This is a genomic window from Mesobacillus persicus, assembly GCF_900109925.1.
Taxonomy (GTDB): Bacteria; Bacillota; Bacilli; order Bacillales; family Cytobacillaceae; genus Mesobacillus_B; species Mesobacillus_B persicus.
On the sequence record NZ_FOBW01000001.1, the window covers coordinates 394,951 to 412,438 of the forward strand.

Annotated in this window: 15 protein-coding genes; 5 read left to right on the plus strand and 10 right to left on the minus strand. The window is 38.8% G+C overall.

What is annotated here, in order from left to right:
• Window positions 1-295 precede the first annotated feature (295 nt).
• Both BMX30_RS01935 and trhA read left to right on the plus strand, forming a co-directional pair.
• Complete coding sequence (locus BMX30_RS01935; RefSeq protein ID WP_090740641.1) at window positions 296-631, plus strand: LapA family protein; 336 nt, start codon at window positions 296-298, stop codon at window positions 629-631.
• A gap of 260 nt (window positions 632-891) precedes the next feature.
• Window positions 892-1,530 carry a PAQR family membrane homeostasis protein TrhA gene (trhA, locus tag BMX30_RS01940; protein ID WP_090740888.1) on the plus strand — a complete coding sequence of 213 codons (639 nt, stop codon included), beginning with the start codon at window positions 892-894 and terminating at the stop codon, window positions 1,528-1,530.
• Window positions 1,531-1,561: 31 nt separating this feature from the next.
• On the opposite strand, the gene BMX30_RS01945 is transcribed toward trhA, so the two are convergent.
• The 3 genes from BMX30_RS01945 to ltaS (BMX30_RS01955) form a co-directional block, all read right to left on the minus strand.
• The gene (locus tag BMX30_RS01945) at window positions 1,562-1,984 is read right to left on the minus strand and encodes a GNAT family N-acetyltransferase (RefSeq protein ID WP_090740643.1); all 423 of its coding nucleotides are present in this window, start codon (window positions 1,982-1,984) and stop codon (window positions 1,562-1,564) included.
• Between the two features lie 29 nt (window positions 1,985-2,013).
• Window positions 2,014-2,856, minus strand: a complete 843-nt coding sequence (locus BMX30_RS01950) for a P-loop NTPase family protein (protein ID WP_090740645.1) — start codon at window positions 2,854-2,856, stop codon at window positions 2,014-2,016.
• Window positions 2,857-2,985: 129 nt separating this feature from the next.
• Window positions 2,986-4,941, minus strand: a complete 1,956-nt coding sequence (ltaS, locus tag BMX30_RS01955) for a lipoteichoic acid synthase (protein WP_090740647.1) — start codon at window positions 4,939-4,941, stop codon at window positions 2,986-2,988.
• Window positions 4,942-5,269: 328 nt separating this feature from the next.
• On the opposite strand from ltaS (BMX30_RS01955), the gene BMX30_RS24215 reads away from it, so the two are divergent.
• Window positions 5,270-5,578 (plus strand): nucleotidyl cyclase domain-containing protein, encoded by a 309-nt coding sequence (locus tag BMX30_RS24215; protein WP_090740649.1) that lies wholly within the window; start codon window positions 5,270-5,272, stop codon window positions 5,576-5,578.
• A 419-nt stretch (window positions 5,579-5,997) separates the two neighbouring features.
• Here BMX30_RS24215 and ltaS (BMX30_RS01970) read toward each other — a convergent pair whose 3' ends face one another.
• The 3 genes from ltaS (BMX30_RS01970) to BMX30_RS01980 all read right to left on the minus strand — a co-directional run bounded on the left by ltaS (BMX30_RS01970) (window position 5,998) and on the right by BMX30_RS01980 (window position 10,972).
• Window positions 5,998-7,938: a lipoteichoic acid synthase gene (ltaS, locus tag BMX30_RS01970; RefSeq protein ID WP_090740651.1), complete on the minus strand. Its 1,941-nt coding sequence runs from the start codon at window positions 7,936-7,938 to the stop codon at window positions 5,998-6,000.
• A gap of 307 nt (window positions 7,939-8,245) precedes the next feature.
• Complete coding sequence (locus BMX30_RS01975) at window positions 8,246-9,247, minus strand: LLM class flavin-dependent oxidoreductase (RefSeq protein ID WP_090740653.1); 1,002 nt, start codon at window positions 9,245-9,247, stop codon at window positions 8,246-8,248.
• 201 nt (window positions 9,248-9,448) lie between these two features.
• Entirely contained in the window at window positions 9,449-10,972 is a 1,524-nt protein-coding gene (locus BMX30_RS01980) for a DUF4145 domain-containing protein (RefSeq protein ID WP_244532482.1), read from the minus strand.
• A 172-nt stretch (window positions 10,973-11,144) separates the two neighbouring features.
• Between BMX30_RS01980 and BMX30_RS01985 the strand changes: the two genes are divergently transcribed.
• Window positions 11,145-11,696 carry a GNAT family N-acetyltransferase gene (locus BMX30_RS01985; RefSeq protein ID WP_090740655.1) on the plus strand — a complete coding sequence of 184 codons (552 nt, stop codon included), beginning with the start codon at window positions 11,145-11,147 and terminating at the stop codon, window positions 11,694-11,696.
• A gap of 132 nt (window positions 11,697-11,828) precedes the next feature.
• On the opposite strand, the gene BMX30_RS01990 is transcribed toward BMX30_RS01985, so the two are convergent.
• The 4 genes from BMX30_RS01990 to BMX30_RS02010 all read right to left on the minus strand — a co-directional run bounded on the left by BMX30_RS01990 (window position 11,829) and on the right by BMX30_RS02010 (window position 16,083).
• Entirely contained in the window at window positions 11,829-12,212 is a 384-nt protein-coding gene (locus tag BMX30_RS01990; protein ID WP_090740657.1) for a hypothetical protein, read from the minus strand.
• 1,055 nt (window positions 12,213-13,267) lie between these two features.
• A complete protein-coding gene (locus tag BMX30_RS02000; protein WP_244532483.1) occupies window positions 13,268-14,938 on the minus strand; it encodes a ribonuclease J in 1,671 nt (556 codons plus the stop codon).
• Window positions 14,939-15,044: 106 nt separating this feature from the next.
• Entirely contained in the window at window positions 15,045-15,437 is a 393-nt protein-coding gene (locus BMX30_RS02005; RefSeq protein ID WP_090740661.1) for a globin domain-containing protein, read from the minus strand.
• 94 nt (window positions 15,438-15,531) lie between these two features.
• A complete protein-coding gene (locus BMX30_RS02010) occupies window positions 15,532-16,083 on the minus strand; it encodes a DJ-1/PfpI family protein (protein ID WP_090740662.1) in 552 nt (183 codons plus the stop codon).
• A 290-nt stretch (window positions 16,084-16,373) separates the two neighbouring features.
• On the opposite strand from BMX30_RS02010, the gene BMX30_RS02015 reads away from it, so the two are divergent.
• Window positions 16,374-17,456: a sulfate permease gene (locus BMX30_RS02015; protein ID WP_090740664.1), complete on the plus strand. Its 1,083-nt coding sequence runs from the start codon at window positions 16,374-16,376 to the stop codon at window positions 17,454-17,456.
• Window positions 17,457-17,488 lie beyond the last annotated feature (32 nt).

Here is a 17,488-nt window from a genome sequence, read left to right on the forward strand (position 1 = left end):
AATTTAGTTGTTTAAGCGCCCTGGAGAGGAATACTACAATCATGTTTAACACAAGCCTTAACGAATAATCAAATATTCTAAACAATGATAATTCAATACAATTTGTTGGGATGTAATTTAGCTCACACTTCACAAAATATTCACATTTATATTTGACAAGCTATTACATGTTTCGATTCCCGTTTTTTGTGGAATTATAAAACAAGCTATGTTCAAAAGTCCTATTTTTATTTAAATATTATCCATTTGAACATTTATAAAATACATTGTTAAAAAGAGAAATGGAGGAGTGAATTTGAGAATTCAATGGAATTTAATTTTAGCCTTAATCTTTGCACTCATTATCGCAATCTTTGCTGTAGTAAATGTAGACTCCGTTCGAGTGGATTATGTGTTTGGGACGACATATTTTCCGCTAATCTTGGTCATACTTGGCTCCGCTTTACTAGGTGGACTCATTGTTGGTTCTATCGGGCTGTTTCGTAATTTTATGCTGCAACGTCAAGTAAAGCAGTTGACTAAGGAAAAAGCTCAGTTAGAAACGACGGTCCAAGAATTCAATAAGGAATCCGACGTAATAAAAACCGAGGATTCAGACGATGGTGAAGAAAAGCAAGTTGAAACTACTTGAAGAGATGGTTTCGGTCTAGCATCATTTATTACTATGCCCAATAAAAACAGAGCCTTCCAAGTGAAAGGCTCTGTTTTTATTGGAGATTTTTTATCCAGGTAGCTGAAATCGCTTTTCTGTTATAACTCCTTCATTTTCCGCTAAACTATATGATAAGTGTAACTATTTATTTTAAGTTGTATTTGATAGTATGGGTTAATAGCGAAACCATTAGTGATGTTTCATATGTATTTGCTGGAACTGAAAGGAATGAAGAAAACTTGGCGAACACTCATCTATTTTCAAAAGAAGAAGAATTAACAAATTCCATCACTCATGGAATTGGGGCGTTGCTTAGTATTGCAGCCCTGGTACTTTTAATTGTCTTTTCCTCTCTATACGGGAATGCATGGCATATTGTTAGCTTCACCCTGTTTGGTGTATCCATGTTTCTTTTATACACATCTTCGACCCTTGTTCATGCCCTTCGACCAGGTCGAGCAAAAGACTTTTTTGAGATAATGGATCATTCTTCCATCTATTTCTTTATTGCGGGAACGTACACCCCATTTTTATTTCTAGCAGTGAAAGGGTCTCTTGGATGGACCTTGTTTGGGATAGTTTGGGGAATTGCCATAGCCGGAACCATTTTTAAATCTTTTTTCGTAAAAAAATTCATGTTCACGTCAACGATTCTATACGTTGTCATGGGCTGGTTAATTGTCTTCGCTTGGAATGATTTAGCGGCAAATCTTCATCCCAATGCGTTGTTCCTATTAGCACTTGGGGGAATCCTTTATACAGTGGGTGCTATTTTCTATATGTGGAAGCTATTCAAACACCACCACGCCGTCTGGCATCTTTTCGTCCTAGCCGGAACCATCTGTCACTTCTTCTCCGTATTATATTTACTTCCTTAATCTGGATGGTGCCTGGCACCTTCCAGTTTTTTTACATTAACTTTTTGGTTAAATAGTATTGTTTATGTTCTTTATTCGGGTGTTCTTCAACAATCCCAACGATTGTATAGCCATATTTTTGATAAAAGTCTGGCGCTTGAAAACTGAAAGTATCTAATTGGATAAGGCGGCAGTGGTTTTCACTCGCAATCTTCTCGATCCTAGCTAATAGCTCTTTCCCATAACCCTTCCCTCTTAATGATTCATCAACCCAAAGAAAATCGATATGTAAACAATACCAAAAAATTGTACCGGTAATACCACCCAGAATCTTTCCCTCATCATCTTTAAGGATGAAGCTGACGTTCTTAACGGGATGTTTTACCTCATCGGGTAGTTTTGATAGATTATGTTCAATGACCTTTTTACGGATATACTCACTTTCCTCTTTACTCCATTGGTCGGTTATTTCCACTCTGTTTTCCTCCTATACCAAGTCCGTAGTTAGACTTCTTTTAAGCTTTTTGCAATTCTTGTTTTATGCAGCAATAAATCAAAATCTGAATTATTGATCTTATACTTTTCAAACTTTATTGAATCATAGATTTTAGCCTCTAACTTGGCTCTTGCCTCGAGAACATTTATCGTTCCATCTAGTCCCTCGGCTCGCTGTCGTTTTCCATAACCCTGTTTTGTATAATACTCGGTAAACCCATCGAACCATTCTTTCGGCCTCTCTTGAACAGCCTTTGTAAAGGACGTTCTTAAGTCCTCCTGATTCACATAAATCAGAACAGGATTCAGTGGTTCAATAATACTGGCCAAAGAATTCACGTAATTCATCACTACCTCGCTAGAAGCACCATATTTAACCATTCCAATCGTGACTGGGTTCTGGATAAAACAGCATTCAAAAATGTAGATATCGTTATTATTCATCGAATTATCACGAAATCTTGTCCAATTATCGGCGAGTAGTTCAATGTGTTTTTCTAAAGGCAATTCGTAGATATCATTTTCCGATAATTTTTTTGAAAGAGTGTTTGGTAGCTCCCTATCTCCTAATCGCTTATGGAGCTCATAACGGGATACCATCCATCCGTCAACTCTCTCAAATGCAAGTGCGTTTAAATCGTTCCTAATTTCTTGGTATTGTTCCAAAAGGACAGCATATTCCTGATTTGTAAAAAACGAGATTGAGTCATAATCAGCAGGATGTTGAAGATTTCCCTCTAGAAAGAGCTTAGAAGAGAGGCCCTTTTCTTTTAATAGTTCAAGTATAAGTTCGGCAGTCGTAGTTTTCCCAGAGCCTGGTAGCCCCTCCACCAAGATTAACTTTGTATCCACAAATATCTAATCTTCATTTCTTTGTCAGAATCATATTTTTCCATTATATACTAAAAAACAAACCCTGAAATATAAAAAAACGAGTATGAAACCTTTTGATTTCATACTCGGCAAGAACCCCTATTAGACTCACTTTTTATTCCCCTTCTGATTACCGTCCAAATTATACTGATAGTCTTCCGGGTCCACCGGAGTGAAATCTTTCGGTGTATAAAATCGTAACAAGTCACCGTTTACAACTTTGTCAGAGAGCTCCAATCTTTGCTTTACCCGATCACGGTATTTTTTCGCTTCTTCTAGTTGATCTTCTTTTATTTGTTTACCTGTCAGTGAATCATAGAATTTCCCTTCGACAAGAGTATATTCAGGGCTGACGAAATCCCCATTTCGAAACGGAACTAAATCATCGTGATCTTCAGAAAAGACATCGGTACCGAAATGAATATACCTTCTTGTGTCCATTCCCAACAAGTGAAGCAGTGTAGGAAGAAGATCAATTTGTCCGGTATACTCATGAATGATTTTCCCTTCAATCCCTGGTACATGGATGAATAATGGAGTCCTTTGCAGTCCAGCGCTCTCAAACGGCGTGATTTCTCTTCCAATTACTTGTTCCATTGCTTTATTATGATTATTCGAAATCCCGTAATGGTCTCCATACATGATGATGATGCTATTGTCATATAAACCCGATGTTTTAAGATAATTGAAAAATTGCTCCAGGGCTTCATCGGCATACCGAGCCGTTTGGAAATAGTTATCCACCGTCTTATTCCCAGTTGTATGCGGAGCAATGCTTGCCTCGTCTTCGCTAATTTTAAAAGGATAATGGTGTGTAACCGTAATAAAATTCGCGTAAAAGGGCTGAGGTAAGGACTCTAACAACGGAATCGATTGTTCGAAGAATGGTTTATCCATTAAACCATAATCCGCCATATCCGCCTCTTTCAGCTGATAATAACTAGAATCAAAGAAGTGGTCGTAGCCAAAAGATTTATAGATTTGATCTCGATTCCAAAAGCTTCCCTTATTTCCATGAAAGACGGCGGAAGTATACCCTTGCTGCCCTAAAATGGCCGGAGCACTTTGGTAGGTATTTAAGCCTTTTGTTGTGAAAGCTGACCCTTGTGGCAATCCGTAAAGAGAATTGGCCAGCATAAATTCCGCATCAGACGTTTTCCCTTGCGCGGTTTGATGAAAAAAATTATTAAAGTACAGCATGTTTTCTTCCTGTGTTAATGAATTTAAGAATGGGGTCACTTCTTCCCCGTGCAGGTTGTAATGAATAAGAAAGTTTTGGATTGACTCCATATGGACATAAATGACGTTCATCCCTTTTCCTGCTCCAAAGTAATCTGGGTTTGGACGCGCTTGATTCGACTTAGTATAGTTAATCACTTCTGTTATGTCATCGCCGCTAGCCAAAACTCTTTGAGCCGTTGCTTTTGTACTTTGAACGGTGTCATAAATGGTGTAATTATACATTCCCAAATATTTAACAATGTAATTCCGGTCAAACCCTCTCGTTAATAGTTCCGGACGATCTGCTTCAGCTAAAGCTAGACTAATAGATGAAACGCCTAAAGCCACCAACAAAATGCCAAAAACCTTTTTCCGAGCCATATCGACTATGTCGATTTTTACAATTTTAAAGACAACCAGCCCGACTAGTACCAACACGTCTACAAAGAATAGTAGGTCTAAAGGGTTTACCAGGGATGTAACACTTCCGCTTACATCGCCGAAGTTTTTGGTTTGGGTCAAAGTCGGCAGGGTGATGAAATCCGTGAAGAAGCGATAATACAGGACGTTTGCATATAAAAGAATCGACATGAACGTGTAAATGATGACCAGCCCTATATACGTGTTTCTCCCTTTTAGGAATAACGACAAACCTAAAAAGAAAAGAGCTGTCCCCAGAGGGTTTAAAATTAAGATTAAGCTCTGAAGGATATTTTCAATCCCTAAATCGAACTGTGTAGATTGAACAAAGTACGTTTTCAACCATAGAAAAATAACAGCAATCATATAAAATCCAAGTAAGCTTTGTGAAACCTTTGCATTCTTGAATAATTTTTTATTCATTTTTACCCTTCTCTCTAAGCATTTTTATCAAAGATATGTGTGCAGCCAAACTTCTTCTCAACACATTCCAATCCGATTAAAATGCCCCCTGAACTTAAGGGCTTAAATGGACTCCAGCATAAATATATGTATATATTAAACCATTGAAGCTTGCCCTAAACACCTTACAGGAATTCCCAACGTTTTGGTCTTATGTGATTGAACTGGAACAACAAATGAGAATAGACTTATTAACTAGCCTATATAACCGAAATTATTTATATAATCATTTTCATCAGTTAGTCCAAGAAGGTTCAATCATGCTAATTGACTTAGATGGTTCAAACAAGTGAATGATCAGTACGGACAAGACATAGCGGACCAAGTCCTCATGAAAGTTAGACATCGGTTAAAACAAAACATCTATACAGAAGATTTAGCTATTCCATTGGTGAAGATGAATTTGTTCTCGTGGACAAACTTTGCACATCTAAAATCCGTTTCTGCGAGTATTGGAATTGTACATTTTCCCCGAGATGGAAACAACTTAAGTGAACTACTGAAAAAAAGCAGATATAGCCATGTATCCTGCCAAAAGAGCTCGCAAAAATACTTATATTATTTTTACATCTTATACATAAAGAAGCATCGGTGTTGACTGGAACCGATGCTTTTTATTATATGAATGACAGCTGGAAATCTTCCTTATTTTCTGAGAGTCCTTCAGTTGAAAATCAATCTTGTCATACATGTTCAGACTAAACTAAGCCCATATTAGTATAAGAAATAAATGTTTAGGGGTGAAGATTATCGGATTCTTTAAAGAACGAAGAAAAGCCAAACTGCAATCCAAAAATAAATGTCCAGACTGTCGAGGCAGAGGATTCCATGCCTTTGCAGGAAGTGATTTTTTCGCATCGCACCCTTCTTCATGTACAGGGTGCAGCGGCAGTGGTTTGTTTACCCATTGGGAAAAGAACAATGGGTAGTCCTTTAATGCCTATAAAAAACAAACGAGTATGAAACCTCTTGCGATTTCATACTCGTTCATCCCTTTATAAAGTTCTTTCCATTATTCTATTCCTGGTTCTCCAAACTATAGGAATAGTTTGACCGATCCACTTGCCTAAAGCCTTCAGGTGTGTAAAATCGTATCAAATCCCCATTCACGACTTTATCGGAGAAATCTAATTTCTGTTTTGCATTATCACGGTATTTTTGGGCTTCTTCTAGCTGTTCCTCTTCAATAAGCTCTCCTGTGTTTGAATCATAAAACTTCCCTTCTGCTAAAGTAAATTTCGGACTCACAAAGTCGCCATTCCTGAACGGGATAAGATCATCATGCTCCTCTGATAATAGATCCGTTCCAAAGTGGACATATTTTCTTGTGTCCACCCCTAGTAGATGAAGAAGTGTAGGAAGAAGATCAATTTGTCCGCTATATTCATGAATCGTTTGGCTTTCTATGCCAGGTACATGAATAAATAAAGGAGTTCGCTGCAAGCCTGCACTTTCAAAAGCAGTCACTTCTTTTCCTATCACCTGTTCCATTGCTTGCGTATGATTATTTGAAATTCCATAATGATCACCAAACAGAATAATTATGCTAGTATCATATAGCCCAGAACTTTTGAGGTAGTCAAAGAATTGTGCCAAGGCCTCATCAGCATACCGAGCCGTCTGAAAGTAATTATCTACCGTCTTATCCCCAGTGGTATGAGGAGCAATGGTTGCCTCTCCTTCATTAATTTTAAATGGATAATGGTGTGTAACCGTAATGAACTTGGCGTAAAATGGCTGTGGCAACGACTCTAATAAAGGAATCGATTGGTTAAAAAATGGCTTGTCCATTAATCCATACTCAGCCAAATCGCCCTCATTTAAATGATAATAACTTGAATCAAAAAAATGATCGTACCCGAAGGATTTATAGATTTCATTTCGATTCCAAAAGCTTCCATCATTCCCGTGGAAAACGGCTGAGGTATAACCTTGTTGTCCCAGTATGGCGGGAGCCGCATGGTATGTATTTAACCCCTTTGTAGTAAAAGCCGAGCCCTGTGGCAATCCGTATAAAGAGTTTGCTGCCATAAACTCCGAATCAGAAGTTTTCCCTTGGGCGGTTTGATGAAAGAAGTTATCAAAATATAACATGTTTTCTTCAGATTGTAAGGAATTTAAAAATGGTGTTACCTCTTCCCCGTGGAGTTTATAATCAATGAGAAAGTTTTGTAGGGATTCCAATTGAACATAAATCACATTCATCCCTTCACCTGCACCAAAATACTCTGGGTTTGGTTTAGCTTGATTCGACTTCGTGTAGTTGATGACCTCAACGATATCATCGCTATTTGCCCAGACTCGTTGCGCGGATGCTCGCGTACTTTGGACAGCATCATAAATAGTATAGTTGTACATGCCTAAATACTTCACTATGTAGTTCCGGTCAAACCCTCTTGTCAATAATTCGGGACGGTCAGCCTCGGTTAAAGCTAGATTAAAGGTAGAGATTCCTATAGCAAGACAAAAAATCGCAGCAACTTTCCTTCTCCCTAATTTATTCGTCTCTCTTCTCACAACTTTGCTAGATAGTAGAAAAACCAGCAACAAAGTATCCGAAAAAAAGAGGAGATCATAGGGCTTTAGAAGTGTTAGGACACTGCCACTGACATCACCAAAATTTTGTGTCTGTGTTAAAGTCGGCAACGTGATAAAATCATTGAAAAAGCGATAATACAGGATATTGGCATATAAAAGAAATGACATGAGCAGCTGCAGACAAATCAGGCTTGTGTATTTCCTTTTTCCTCTAAAGAAGAAAGCAAAGGCTAAAAATAACAAAGCTGAACCCAATGGATTTAAAAATAAAATCAAATGCTGAATAAGATTTTCAATCCCAAGGTTGAACTGTGTAATTTGTACGATATAGGTCTTCCACCAAACAAGAACAGCGGCAAGGCTGTAAAAGGAAATAAAGTTGTTTGAATGTAATGAATCCTTATAGAGGCGACTTTCCACTTGTGACCCTTCCTTCGCTTAACATTTTCTACTATTCAGTATTTAATCAAGGTAGTGATATAACAGGACCGAGCAGCCATGGATCCAACATTTATATGTATCTATTAAAATGGAATATTTTTAAAAATGAAATCCTAGCTTTTTCCTATTTATAAGACGAATAGAGTTCATAAAAAGTTTCGTTGACATGAACATATCTCTCGAACAGAATTCACCGCGAACAAACAAAGAACCTTATCTTTAAACAAACCTAAAAAAAAGAGCAGCCCTGATCAGCTGCTCTTTCATGGTGCCAGGCACCTACCAGTTATTTTCCATCCACAATGTCTTTGAGGATTTGGTAGGAGCGTTTTTGTTTTTCTGGGTCGTATATGTAGGATACGGCCATGATTTCATCGACTTTGTATTTTTCTTGGAAAGCGGTCATCTGGTCGCGAACGGATTCTTTGCTTCCTGATAATGTGACGCTAGACATCCCTGCAGCCATTTCTTTTTCCATTGGATTCCATATCGTATCCATGCTTTCAACAGGGGGTTGTAAAAACATTTGTGAACCACGGACGACATTAAGGAAAAATTGTTGCATCGTGGTCGATAAGAATTTGGCTTCTTCATCACTTTCCGCTGCAATGACATTCAGACACACCATCATATATGGCTTATCTAAATACTCAGATGGTTTAAATCGTTTTCGATATATCGAAATGGCCTCTTCCATATATCTTGGCGCAAAATGCGAAGCAAACACATAAGGTAAGCCTAAACTTGCAGCTAAATAAGCTGAGTCGGTCGAAGACCCAAGAATATATAGCGGTACATTTGTGCCAACTCCAGGGTATGCTTTCACATAATCCTGCTTTTCTTCCGGTCCAAAATAAGTAAGCAGGGAATCGACATCCTCAGGGAATGTATACACAGAATCATTTTTAGATCGCCTTAAAGCACTAGCTGTCATCATATCTGTTCCTGGAGCACGACCAAGGCCAAGATCCAAGCGCCCGGGGTAAATGGTTGCCATTGTGCCAAATTGCTCAGCCACGACTAGAGGTGCATGGTTCGGAAGCATCACTCCTCCAGAACCGACCCGAATTTTTTTCGTGTGCTCTAATGTATGTTTAATCAAAATCGAAGTAGCCGAACTAACCAGTGTTGGCGTATTATGATGTTCTGCAATCCAATATCGGTTATACCCCATCTCCTCTGTTGCTTGTGCAAGATCCACCATCGCGTCAATCGCATCTTTCGGACCTTGTCCTTCGCGAATAGGAGCTAAATTAAGTACGGAAACAGGGATATTTAAATGTGTCAATTTGAATGTTCCTTTCTAAAATGAATTACTACTATAGTAACAATATGTAATTAGGAAACAAACTTTTCTGCTTAAACACACCCGACTTTTACAGTCCTAATATAAAATTTTTGATTCAAAATCCAGTACACACTTGAATGAACCCCACACAAAAAAGAGTACTAACTGTTTTAGAACTAAAAGCAGTTAGCACCCATTATTTTACTCCTCTAAAAGAGGGATATGCACTTCAACCCCTAAACGGTCGAAGATTTTTTTAAACGTTTCAAGACCTGATTTAGGATTGATTTTCGTTTCTAAATAATACGTTTCACCAGTAATGGATTCGAAGGTATGCTGTTGTGTGAAAGGGCGATTATCCTTATGAACAGGCTTTAGAGCAATCGCATACCTGTCCCCTCGATCGGTCGAGCCTAGGGTAATCCCATTTTCGACGAGCGGGTGTAATGGAAGATCCTTTGATTCAATCCATTTTAACCCCTCCTTCCAAAAAGAAGAAACGCTTTCCCCACGAATAATCGTCGTCCCATCACCTAGTTTTACATGGACATAAAGAGATTCCCATTTCTTATAGGCTCTACGGTTGTCTTGACTAGGTGCTTCTTCTTCTACGGTTACATTCACTTTATTCTTTATTTGCTCAAAAAGCTTTTCAACCGTACCAGTCCCCACATTCTCATATTTAGCCAGGATGACCAATTCTTTAGGGAGCTGACCGACGGTTTCAATTTGGTCTGAATTCAACTGCCTTAATAGACTAGGACTGCCGGTAAATTCAGCTGACACTAGCGGGATCTTAGCGAGCTCTTCAGTTACAACAATGTGGCGATCTCTATAAAAGAAAAACAACTCCCCAGGTCGTTCGACGATTAATTTTCTTCGTGCTTTTTCCTCTTCAATATACGTTTTTAGTTCCTCAAAAAAGATTTCGTCATTTTTATCACTAAAACGTTTCACATGTTTGTGTAAACCTTCGAGATTGCTTGGTAGCTCACTCATAATCCGCGCTTGTTGTTCAGCCCCTAATCGAATCAGGTAAGTTTCAGATTTATCAAAACGCTGCGGCAAAAGAAACGCATCGCGGAGAAAATAAGGGACCTCTAGCTTTTTACCTTTATACGTGAGGGTTCTTATCGTTGTAAATCCAGGGAGCTCTTTCACCTCTGGCCTCTCCTCTGTTGTAACAGCTGCCTCTTCAAAGGCCGGTGCATCCTCAGGCTTCGGAGGTGGATTCCTAAGAAGTTCCTCCAACGTTTTCAAGCGAACCTCAAGCTCGGACATATCATAACTTTGTTCTACTTGTGGGGATGGGTCTTGGTAGTCTGGAACCACGACATCAACGGGACCATAAACTTCTACATACCATTTGACAATCTCGTACAAGGCTTCCCATGACAACAACGCTTCTGAATAGCGGAACTTTCTAGCATCATGCGCTGCCTGGTTTCCATTCTTTCTCACTTGATGAAGGGCATCCCGGATTTCAGGAATCAAATATCCATTTTCATTTAGAAGATCAAGCCGTTCTTTTAAGTTAGTCCTAGGATCTTCCACTATTTGTTCGGCATAAGTAACCTGTTGCAAAATGTTTTCAATGAAAACCCGTGAATGCGTCAACATCGTCCTTGGGCTAGTAAATATACTATTCTCTAACTCTTTAGCAAGCAACGCTAGTTCTTTAGAGATAGGTTCTAAAAATTGATAAAAATACCCCTGATTGTTCATTCCATTTCCTCCGTTTACTGCTGTATAGAAATAATTTTATCATACCATGTAAGGATAGATGGAAGTTTTCTTCCTATTTGTGTTCACTTACTAGAAGTTTTAGATATAAGAATAGAATCATTGGTTGTATAATAATTCTTGATCATCTTCATTTTAATAGGAGGAAAAGGAAATGGTTGTGAATTCAAAAATGTTTTCTATAAATGGATTACAATACACTGTTAGGTCGGCTATCCATGACGATGCCAAAAACCTGTCAGATGTCCGAGTGAAAATTGATGGTGAAACTGAGAATTTGGATAGAGAAAAAGGTGAAGCGTACATAGACGAGGCCGGTTTTAAGCGGATGATCAAAGAAGATACAGAAAGGAGTAGGAACCTATTTTTAGTGGCTGTAGTGAACAAAAGGATTGTTGGTTTTTCGAGATGTGAAGGCAGCAAACTGAAAAGAACCTCCCATAAAGTCGAGTTTGGTGTATGTGTTTTAGAAGAATTTTGGGGATATGGAATCGGAAAGAATCTTTTACTAGAGTCCATCCATTGGGCAGAGCATAATCAAGTGAATAAGATAACTTTAAGTGTTCTCGAAACAAACGAAAATGCGATCAAACTATATAAAAAATATGGTTTTGAAGTGGAAGGCGTTTTAAAGAAAGATAAGCTTCTTTCTGATGGCAACTACTATAATACCCTTTTAATGGCTAGGTTTAATGGAGTAGAGTAAAGGAAATCGAGCTACTCTCTCCAATCTTTACCCGTTAATGATAAGTCACTAGTTTCAATCTTTCGCATGGTTGTACCCAGTACTTCCCACTCTAGGGCCCTCCTACTACAATCGGCGGTTAGATATTTGAAATTACTCTCTATCCTTCTTTATTGCAGTAAACAGCAGATCTGAAAAAGTTATTCCGAAAGCAATCCCTAGTGGAATTCCCCAATCATAAATCGTTTGTACACTATTTTTAAATATGGGACTTAACATAAATTGTGCTGCCGAAAGTGCAATTGACCAAATAAATAGCGTAACAATTCTTTTTCTTAGTTCCCTCCATCGAAGTTTAACCAAATTTTTAAATCCTACAATTAATAGAAACGCTGAATACAATAGAAGATAAATCACATATGCAATGACGATGGTAAATGATATTGGATGATCAAAATCATTGTATACAATCGAAAAGACCGCAATCGTCCCTCCTAAAAAAATACTAAATAGCAGTATCGAAACAATCTTTTGCATCCTCACCCCACCTGTCTATTCCTTCTCTCTTTTTAATGTACATAAAAAAGATCTGCAAAGATAGCAGATCTTGAAATCATTTTTAACTTTTCTCTTTTAAAATAACGGGTTCGGTTTTGAAGTACAAAACAGGAATAAACATTGCTTTTTCGTATAGTAATTCGTACCAAAATTAAAAAACTATCTTTCAAGGGAATAGGGAAAGAAAAATGCTTGGGGATATATGCTCCAAGCATTTTTCTCCCAAGATAAGCACCAGTTAGCGATTTCCAAGTCTTCAAGAATTGCCATCAAGTATGCCAGTAAAATAAGGGGAGAAATTCCTCTTAATATGTAAAAGGCACGAAAAATAGAGTAAATAGGGGGAAAGATTCCCCCTATTTACTCCAAAACCATGAAAATGAACCATTTTGCTTTGCCTTAACGGGAAAAACTCCCCTTATATCCTCCGAACCTAGCCCTATTCTGAAGGTTAACGGGAAAATCTCCCCTTATTTAAATAATCAGAGGTCTCGATTAAGGATAAGAAAGAATATCTTCTTCATAATTTCTGCCTCTCAGGACAGGGACCTCCCCCTGTTAGTTAAATATCATTTGTAGCACATCAATTAGCATGCGAATTTTCATGCCGACAAAAACTTATGACACCTTGTTTAAGTGGGTACGAAATTCAGGGCGGATTTGCCATTTATTTTATCTTAAACCCCAAATATGTCAATAAAAAAGAAGCAGTCTAATTCAGTTGCGAATAGGACTGCTAATTGGTGTGCTAATTTAGTTTTTGTATTTGAAATCTGAACCCGTTACTTTTTAAACCATGGTTTTATTTTCTTTTGAAACAGTTTCATGCCAAGGTAGCTGACCACAGGAGCAACAATCATTGCAAGAATGATCATGCTAATACCAGTAGTATCTTTTATTATCAGGGGTTTAAGAATCCAAAAAATTAAAGATATACTAATTGGTAAGGTTATGCCAATCCATATCGCATAAAAAATGGAAGTAATGAGGACATCTCTATAATTTAAATTAGAGAACTTGAATCCCATCTAAACCTATACCTCAATTATGATCGGGAGAATCATTGGTTTTTTCTTCACTTGAGCAAAGATATATTGACCTAATGATTTTTTAAGTTGTTGTTTCATGCTGCCCCAGTCGTTTTTATTTCGTCCATGGAGTTCGTTAATGGTTTTCGCCGCAAGCCGGTTAATATCACCTAATAGTTCCTCATTGTTTCGGGCATATACGAATCCGCGCGTAACGGTATCTGGGTCGGAAACCAGCTTTCTGTCACGCTTGCTCATTGTTAAAATAATGACGAGCATTCCATCCTCAGATAGTTGTTTTCTGTCACGGAGGACAATCTCCCCAACATCTCCTAGACCGATTCCGTCCACATATGTGTTGCCTGCATGGACTTCGCGCGTTTGACGGGCAACTCCATCCTCAATGTCGACAACATCGCCATTGCTGATGATAAATGTATTTCCGGGTTCAACCCCGACCGATTCCGCAAGCATCCGGTGGTGGTGGAGCATTCGGTATTCCCCGTGAATCGGAATAAAGTATTTCGGTCTCATTAGAGTACACATCAGCTTTAAATCTTCCTGATACCCATGCCCTGAGACGTGCATACCAGACGTACTACCAGACCCATAGATAACATGTGCTCCAAGAGTATATAAATTATCAACAATCGTTGTTACATTACGCTCGTTTCCAGGGATTGGACCTGCAGCGAAAATGACCGTATCCTCTGGTAAAATTTCAACGCCACGAAAGTTACCGGTAGAAAGTCGGGCAAGGGCTGCATTCGGTTCCCCTTGACTTCCGGTACACAGAATCACAACCTGTTCTGGAGGGTATTCATGAATCTGATCTTGCTCGATTAACATCCCGTCTGGAACATCTAAATAGCCTCGTTCCATCGCAACATCTACGACATTTAACATGCTTCTACCTAACAAAGCAAGCTTTCGATTCGTTCGCACGCAAGCTTCAACCACTTGCTGAACACGGTTTATATTCGAAGCAAATGTTGAGATAATCACTTTCCGTTTTGCTTTTACAAATGCTTCAAAAACGTGTTCACCAACCCTTTGCTCTGACGGGGTAAACCCCGGGCGCTCGGCATTTGTACTTTCAGAAATAAGTAAGAGTACGCCGTCTTTGCCGATTTCCGCCATTTTATGTATATCTGAATGTTCGTTATTGGCTGGTGTTAAATCAAACTTGAAATCACCGGTATGGACAATCGTCCCTTCTGGTGTATGGAAAACGATTCCTAGGCAATCAGGAATGCTGTGATTGACCTTAAAAAAGTTTACCTTTATTTTATCGAAGGTTAAATTTGAGTTTGAATCAATTTCATTTAGTTCGCTTTCCCTTAGGATCTTGTGTTCTCTTAATTTTAATTCAATCAATCCTAGGGTAAAGCGTGTTGCATAGACCGGAACATTTATTTTCTTCAAAAAGAATGGAATCCCGCCGATATGATCTTCGTGTCCATGTGTGACAATTAACGCTCGAACTTTCTCTCTGTTTTCCTCTAAATAAGTAACATCAGGAACAATTAAATCAATCCCTAACAGGCTTTCATCTGGAAACTTATTTCCGCAATCAATAACGATGATATCGTCTCCAGATTCTATAGCATACATGTTTTTCCCGATTTCATTTAATCCACCTAAGGCAAAAATCGATAATTGATAGTTTCTGCTCACGTTCAGTCCTCCCACATTTCATACTGCTGTTATTATGCACGTTTGTTCTTTCCATTATGAGTGGGATTTCTTAAGTCCTTCAAAACATGCCATGCTCCCGAAGAGTCTATTCTTTATCCGGACGATTGACCATGATCTTCGCTACTTGTGTCAACCGTTCATAAAAGGCTTCTCCGGCAGGATGTTCGTCTAAGCCAATCTCTTGAAAGGCCTCTCTCATACAACGCAACCAGCTCTTTGCTCTTGTTGGTGTAATTTCAAAGGGAAGGTGTCTTTGTCTCATGGCAGGAGGTCCAAACTCTTCACTATATAAAGCAGGTCCTCCTAAAAATTGCGATAAAAACATTCTCTGTTTTCTTTTTATTTCCTCCATATCCCCTTGGAATAGTGGTTTTAAGTCATCATCGGCATAGACGCGTGGATAGAACGCATTGACCAGTTGATCAATCGTCTCCTGACCACCGATTTCGGAATAGAGAGATTTAAAGGAGTAGTCCAATGATCGCACCTACTTTTTTCTCTTTATCATAGCACAAAAAGGTCCCCATCCGGATTTGGACAAGGGACTGCAAAGAAGGTAAACGAAGGCTAAGCTATTTTTCCAACAAAGCAATAAATTCCTTCATAAATCCAGGCAAATCTGGCCATGCGTGCCCTGAAACGAGGTTCCCTTGAACATGGAGAGGTGTTTCTACATATGTAGCCCCTGCTGCTTCGACATCAGGCTTACAAGCGATATAAGCTGTCAGCTCTCGTCCTTCCATGTATGGACGAACGGTTGATAAAACTAGGGTAGCGTGACAAATCGCTCCTACAGGTTTATTTGCTTCAAAGAAATGGGCTACAATTTTAGGGACAAATTCATTTAAGCGAATATACTCAGGTGCTCTTCCGCCAGGAATAATCAACCCGTCATATTCTTCAGGATTTACATCCTCAAACGCTAGCTGGGACTCAATTAAATACCCCTTGCTTTCCGTATACGTATCCCACCCGATGAAATCATGGACAACCGTTTGCAGCTTTTTTTTCGAAGGGGCCGCAATTTCTACATCATAGCCTGCTTCTAGGCAACGAAAATAAGGATAATAAATTTCAAGTGCCTCAACTGCATCTCCAGCCAACAGTAGGACTTTCTTTGACATACCTATTCCTCCTCTCAATATCGGGGCTTTTCCCCTTTAGTATATATTCACGGGATTTCCTTATATTTCCTTTAAAATTTAGAAGTGTTAACAAAATCTCCATAAATGTACCTTAACTAACAAAAGACGTCCGAAGTAGAAATTCATCAAACTATTGTTTTCTTTCTGAAAAAACTTTATAATCAACCTAATAAATGACTATTCCTATAAAATTACTAAGAATTAAAACCCGATGCTTCATTAATAGTTAATAATCTAGGAGTTCATCATAAGATTGAGAGGGTTTAAGAATGATATTAGAGTATATTGCCATTATTGTTGCACTATTTTTCGCTATGAATATCGGGGCAAGTGGAACAGCTGCTTCGATGGGGGCACCGTATGGAGCAGGAGCGATTAGAAGTAAGCGACTAGCCCTGCTTTTAGTTGCGATAACGGCTTTTCTTGGTGCCGTTCTTGGTGGCGGTGAGGTCGTCAAAACCATCGGGAAAGGAATTATTCCGATGGACCTTTTAGATGCAAAAATTGTCATCATTATCCTTGTAGGAGCAACATTGACACTGTTTTTAGCTAACATTATTGGCATCCCATTGTCCACTAGTGAAGTGACCGTTGGTTCAATTGTTGGAGTTGGCGCTGCCTTCCAAGCGATTTACTCAGAGTCATTGCTTTATATTGTTTCCTTTTGGGTAATCATACCAATTGCATCTTTTATGATTACATACGTATTGGGCTATCTAATAAAGCTAGCAGAAAACCGGTGGAGTGAATTAACAGAAAATGGCCGCTGGACAAAATGGTTATCTGTTTTACTCGTCTTTGGTGGATGTTTAGAGGCATTCTCTGCAGGGATGAACAATGTTGCCAATTCGATCGGTCCAATTGTTGGCGCAGGGATGATTTCTTCTTCAAACGGGTTGTTACTAGGTGCCCTATTCACATCCATTGGGGCCATCCTGTTAGGCGGAAAAGTACTCGAAACCAACGGAAAGAAAATTACTAAGCTTTCTTTACTGCAAGGGAGTGCCGTTTCGTTTACAGGTGGAACGTTAGTAATTATCGCCTCCGTATTTGGAGTACCCATTCCCCTTACGCAAGTGACAACTTGTGGAATTCTTGGTGTTGGAGCGGTTAAAGATGGATTTGCGATTATGCAAAAAGACGTGATCAAGCGGATTGGGATGGTTTGGTTAGTATCCCCTTTAGCTTCATTAATGGTTTCTTATTTACTGATCCATTTGTTTATCGATCCAAACTTCTATCAAGTATTAGTTACTATTAGCACATTAATTGTTGGAATCGGAACGATTGGCTTATCTAAAATTGTGAAAAAAGAGACCCGGGTATTTGTCGATAAGGGTGCTGGGATATGATATCATTCAGCTAAATTATAAATACAAGAGCC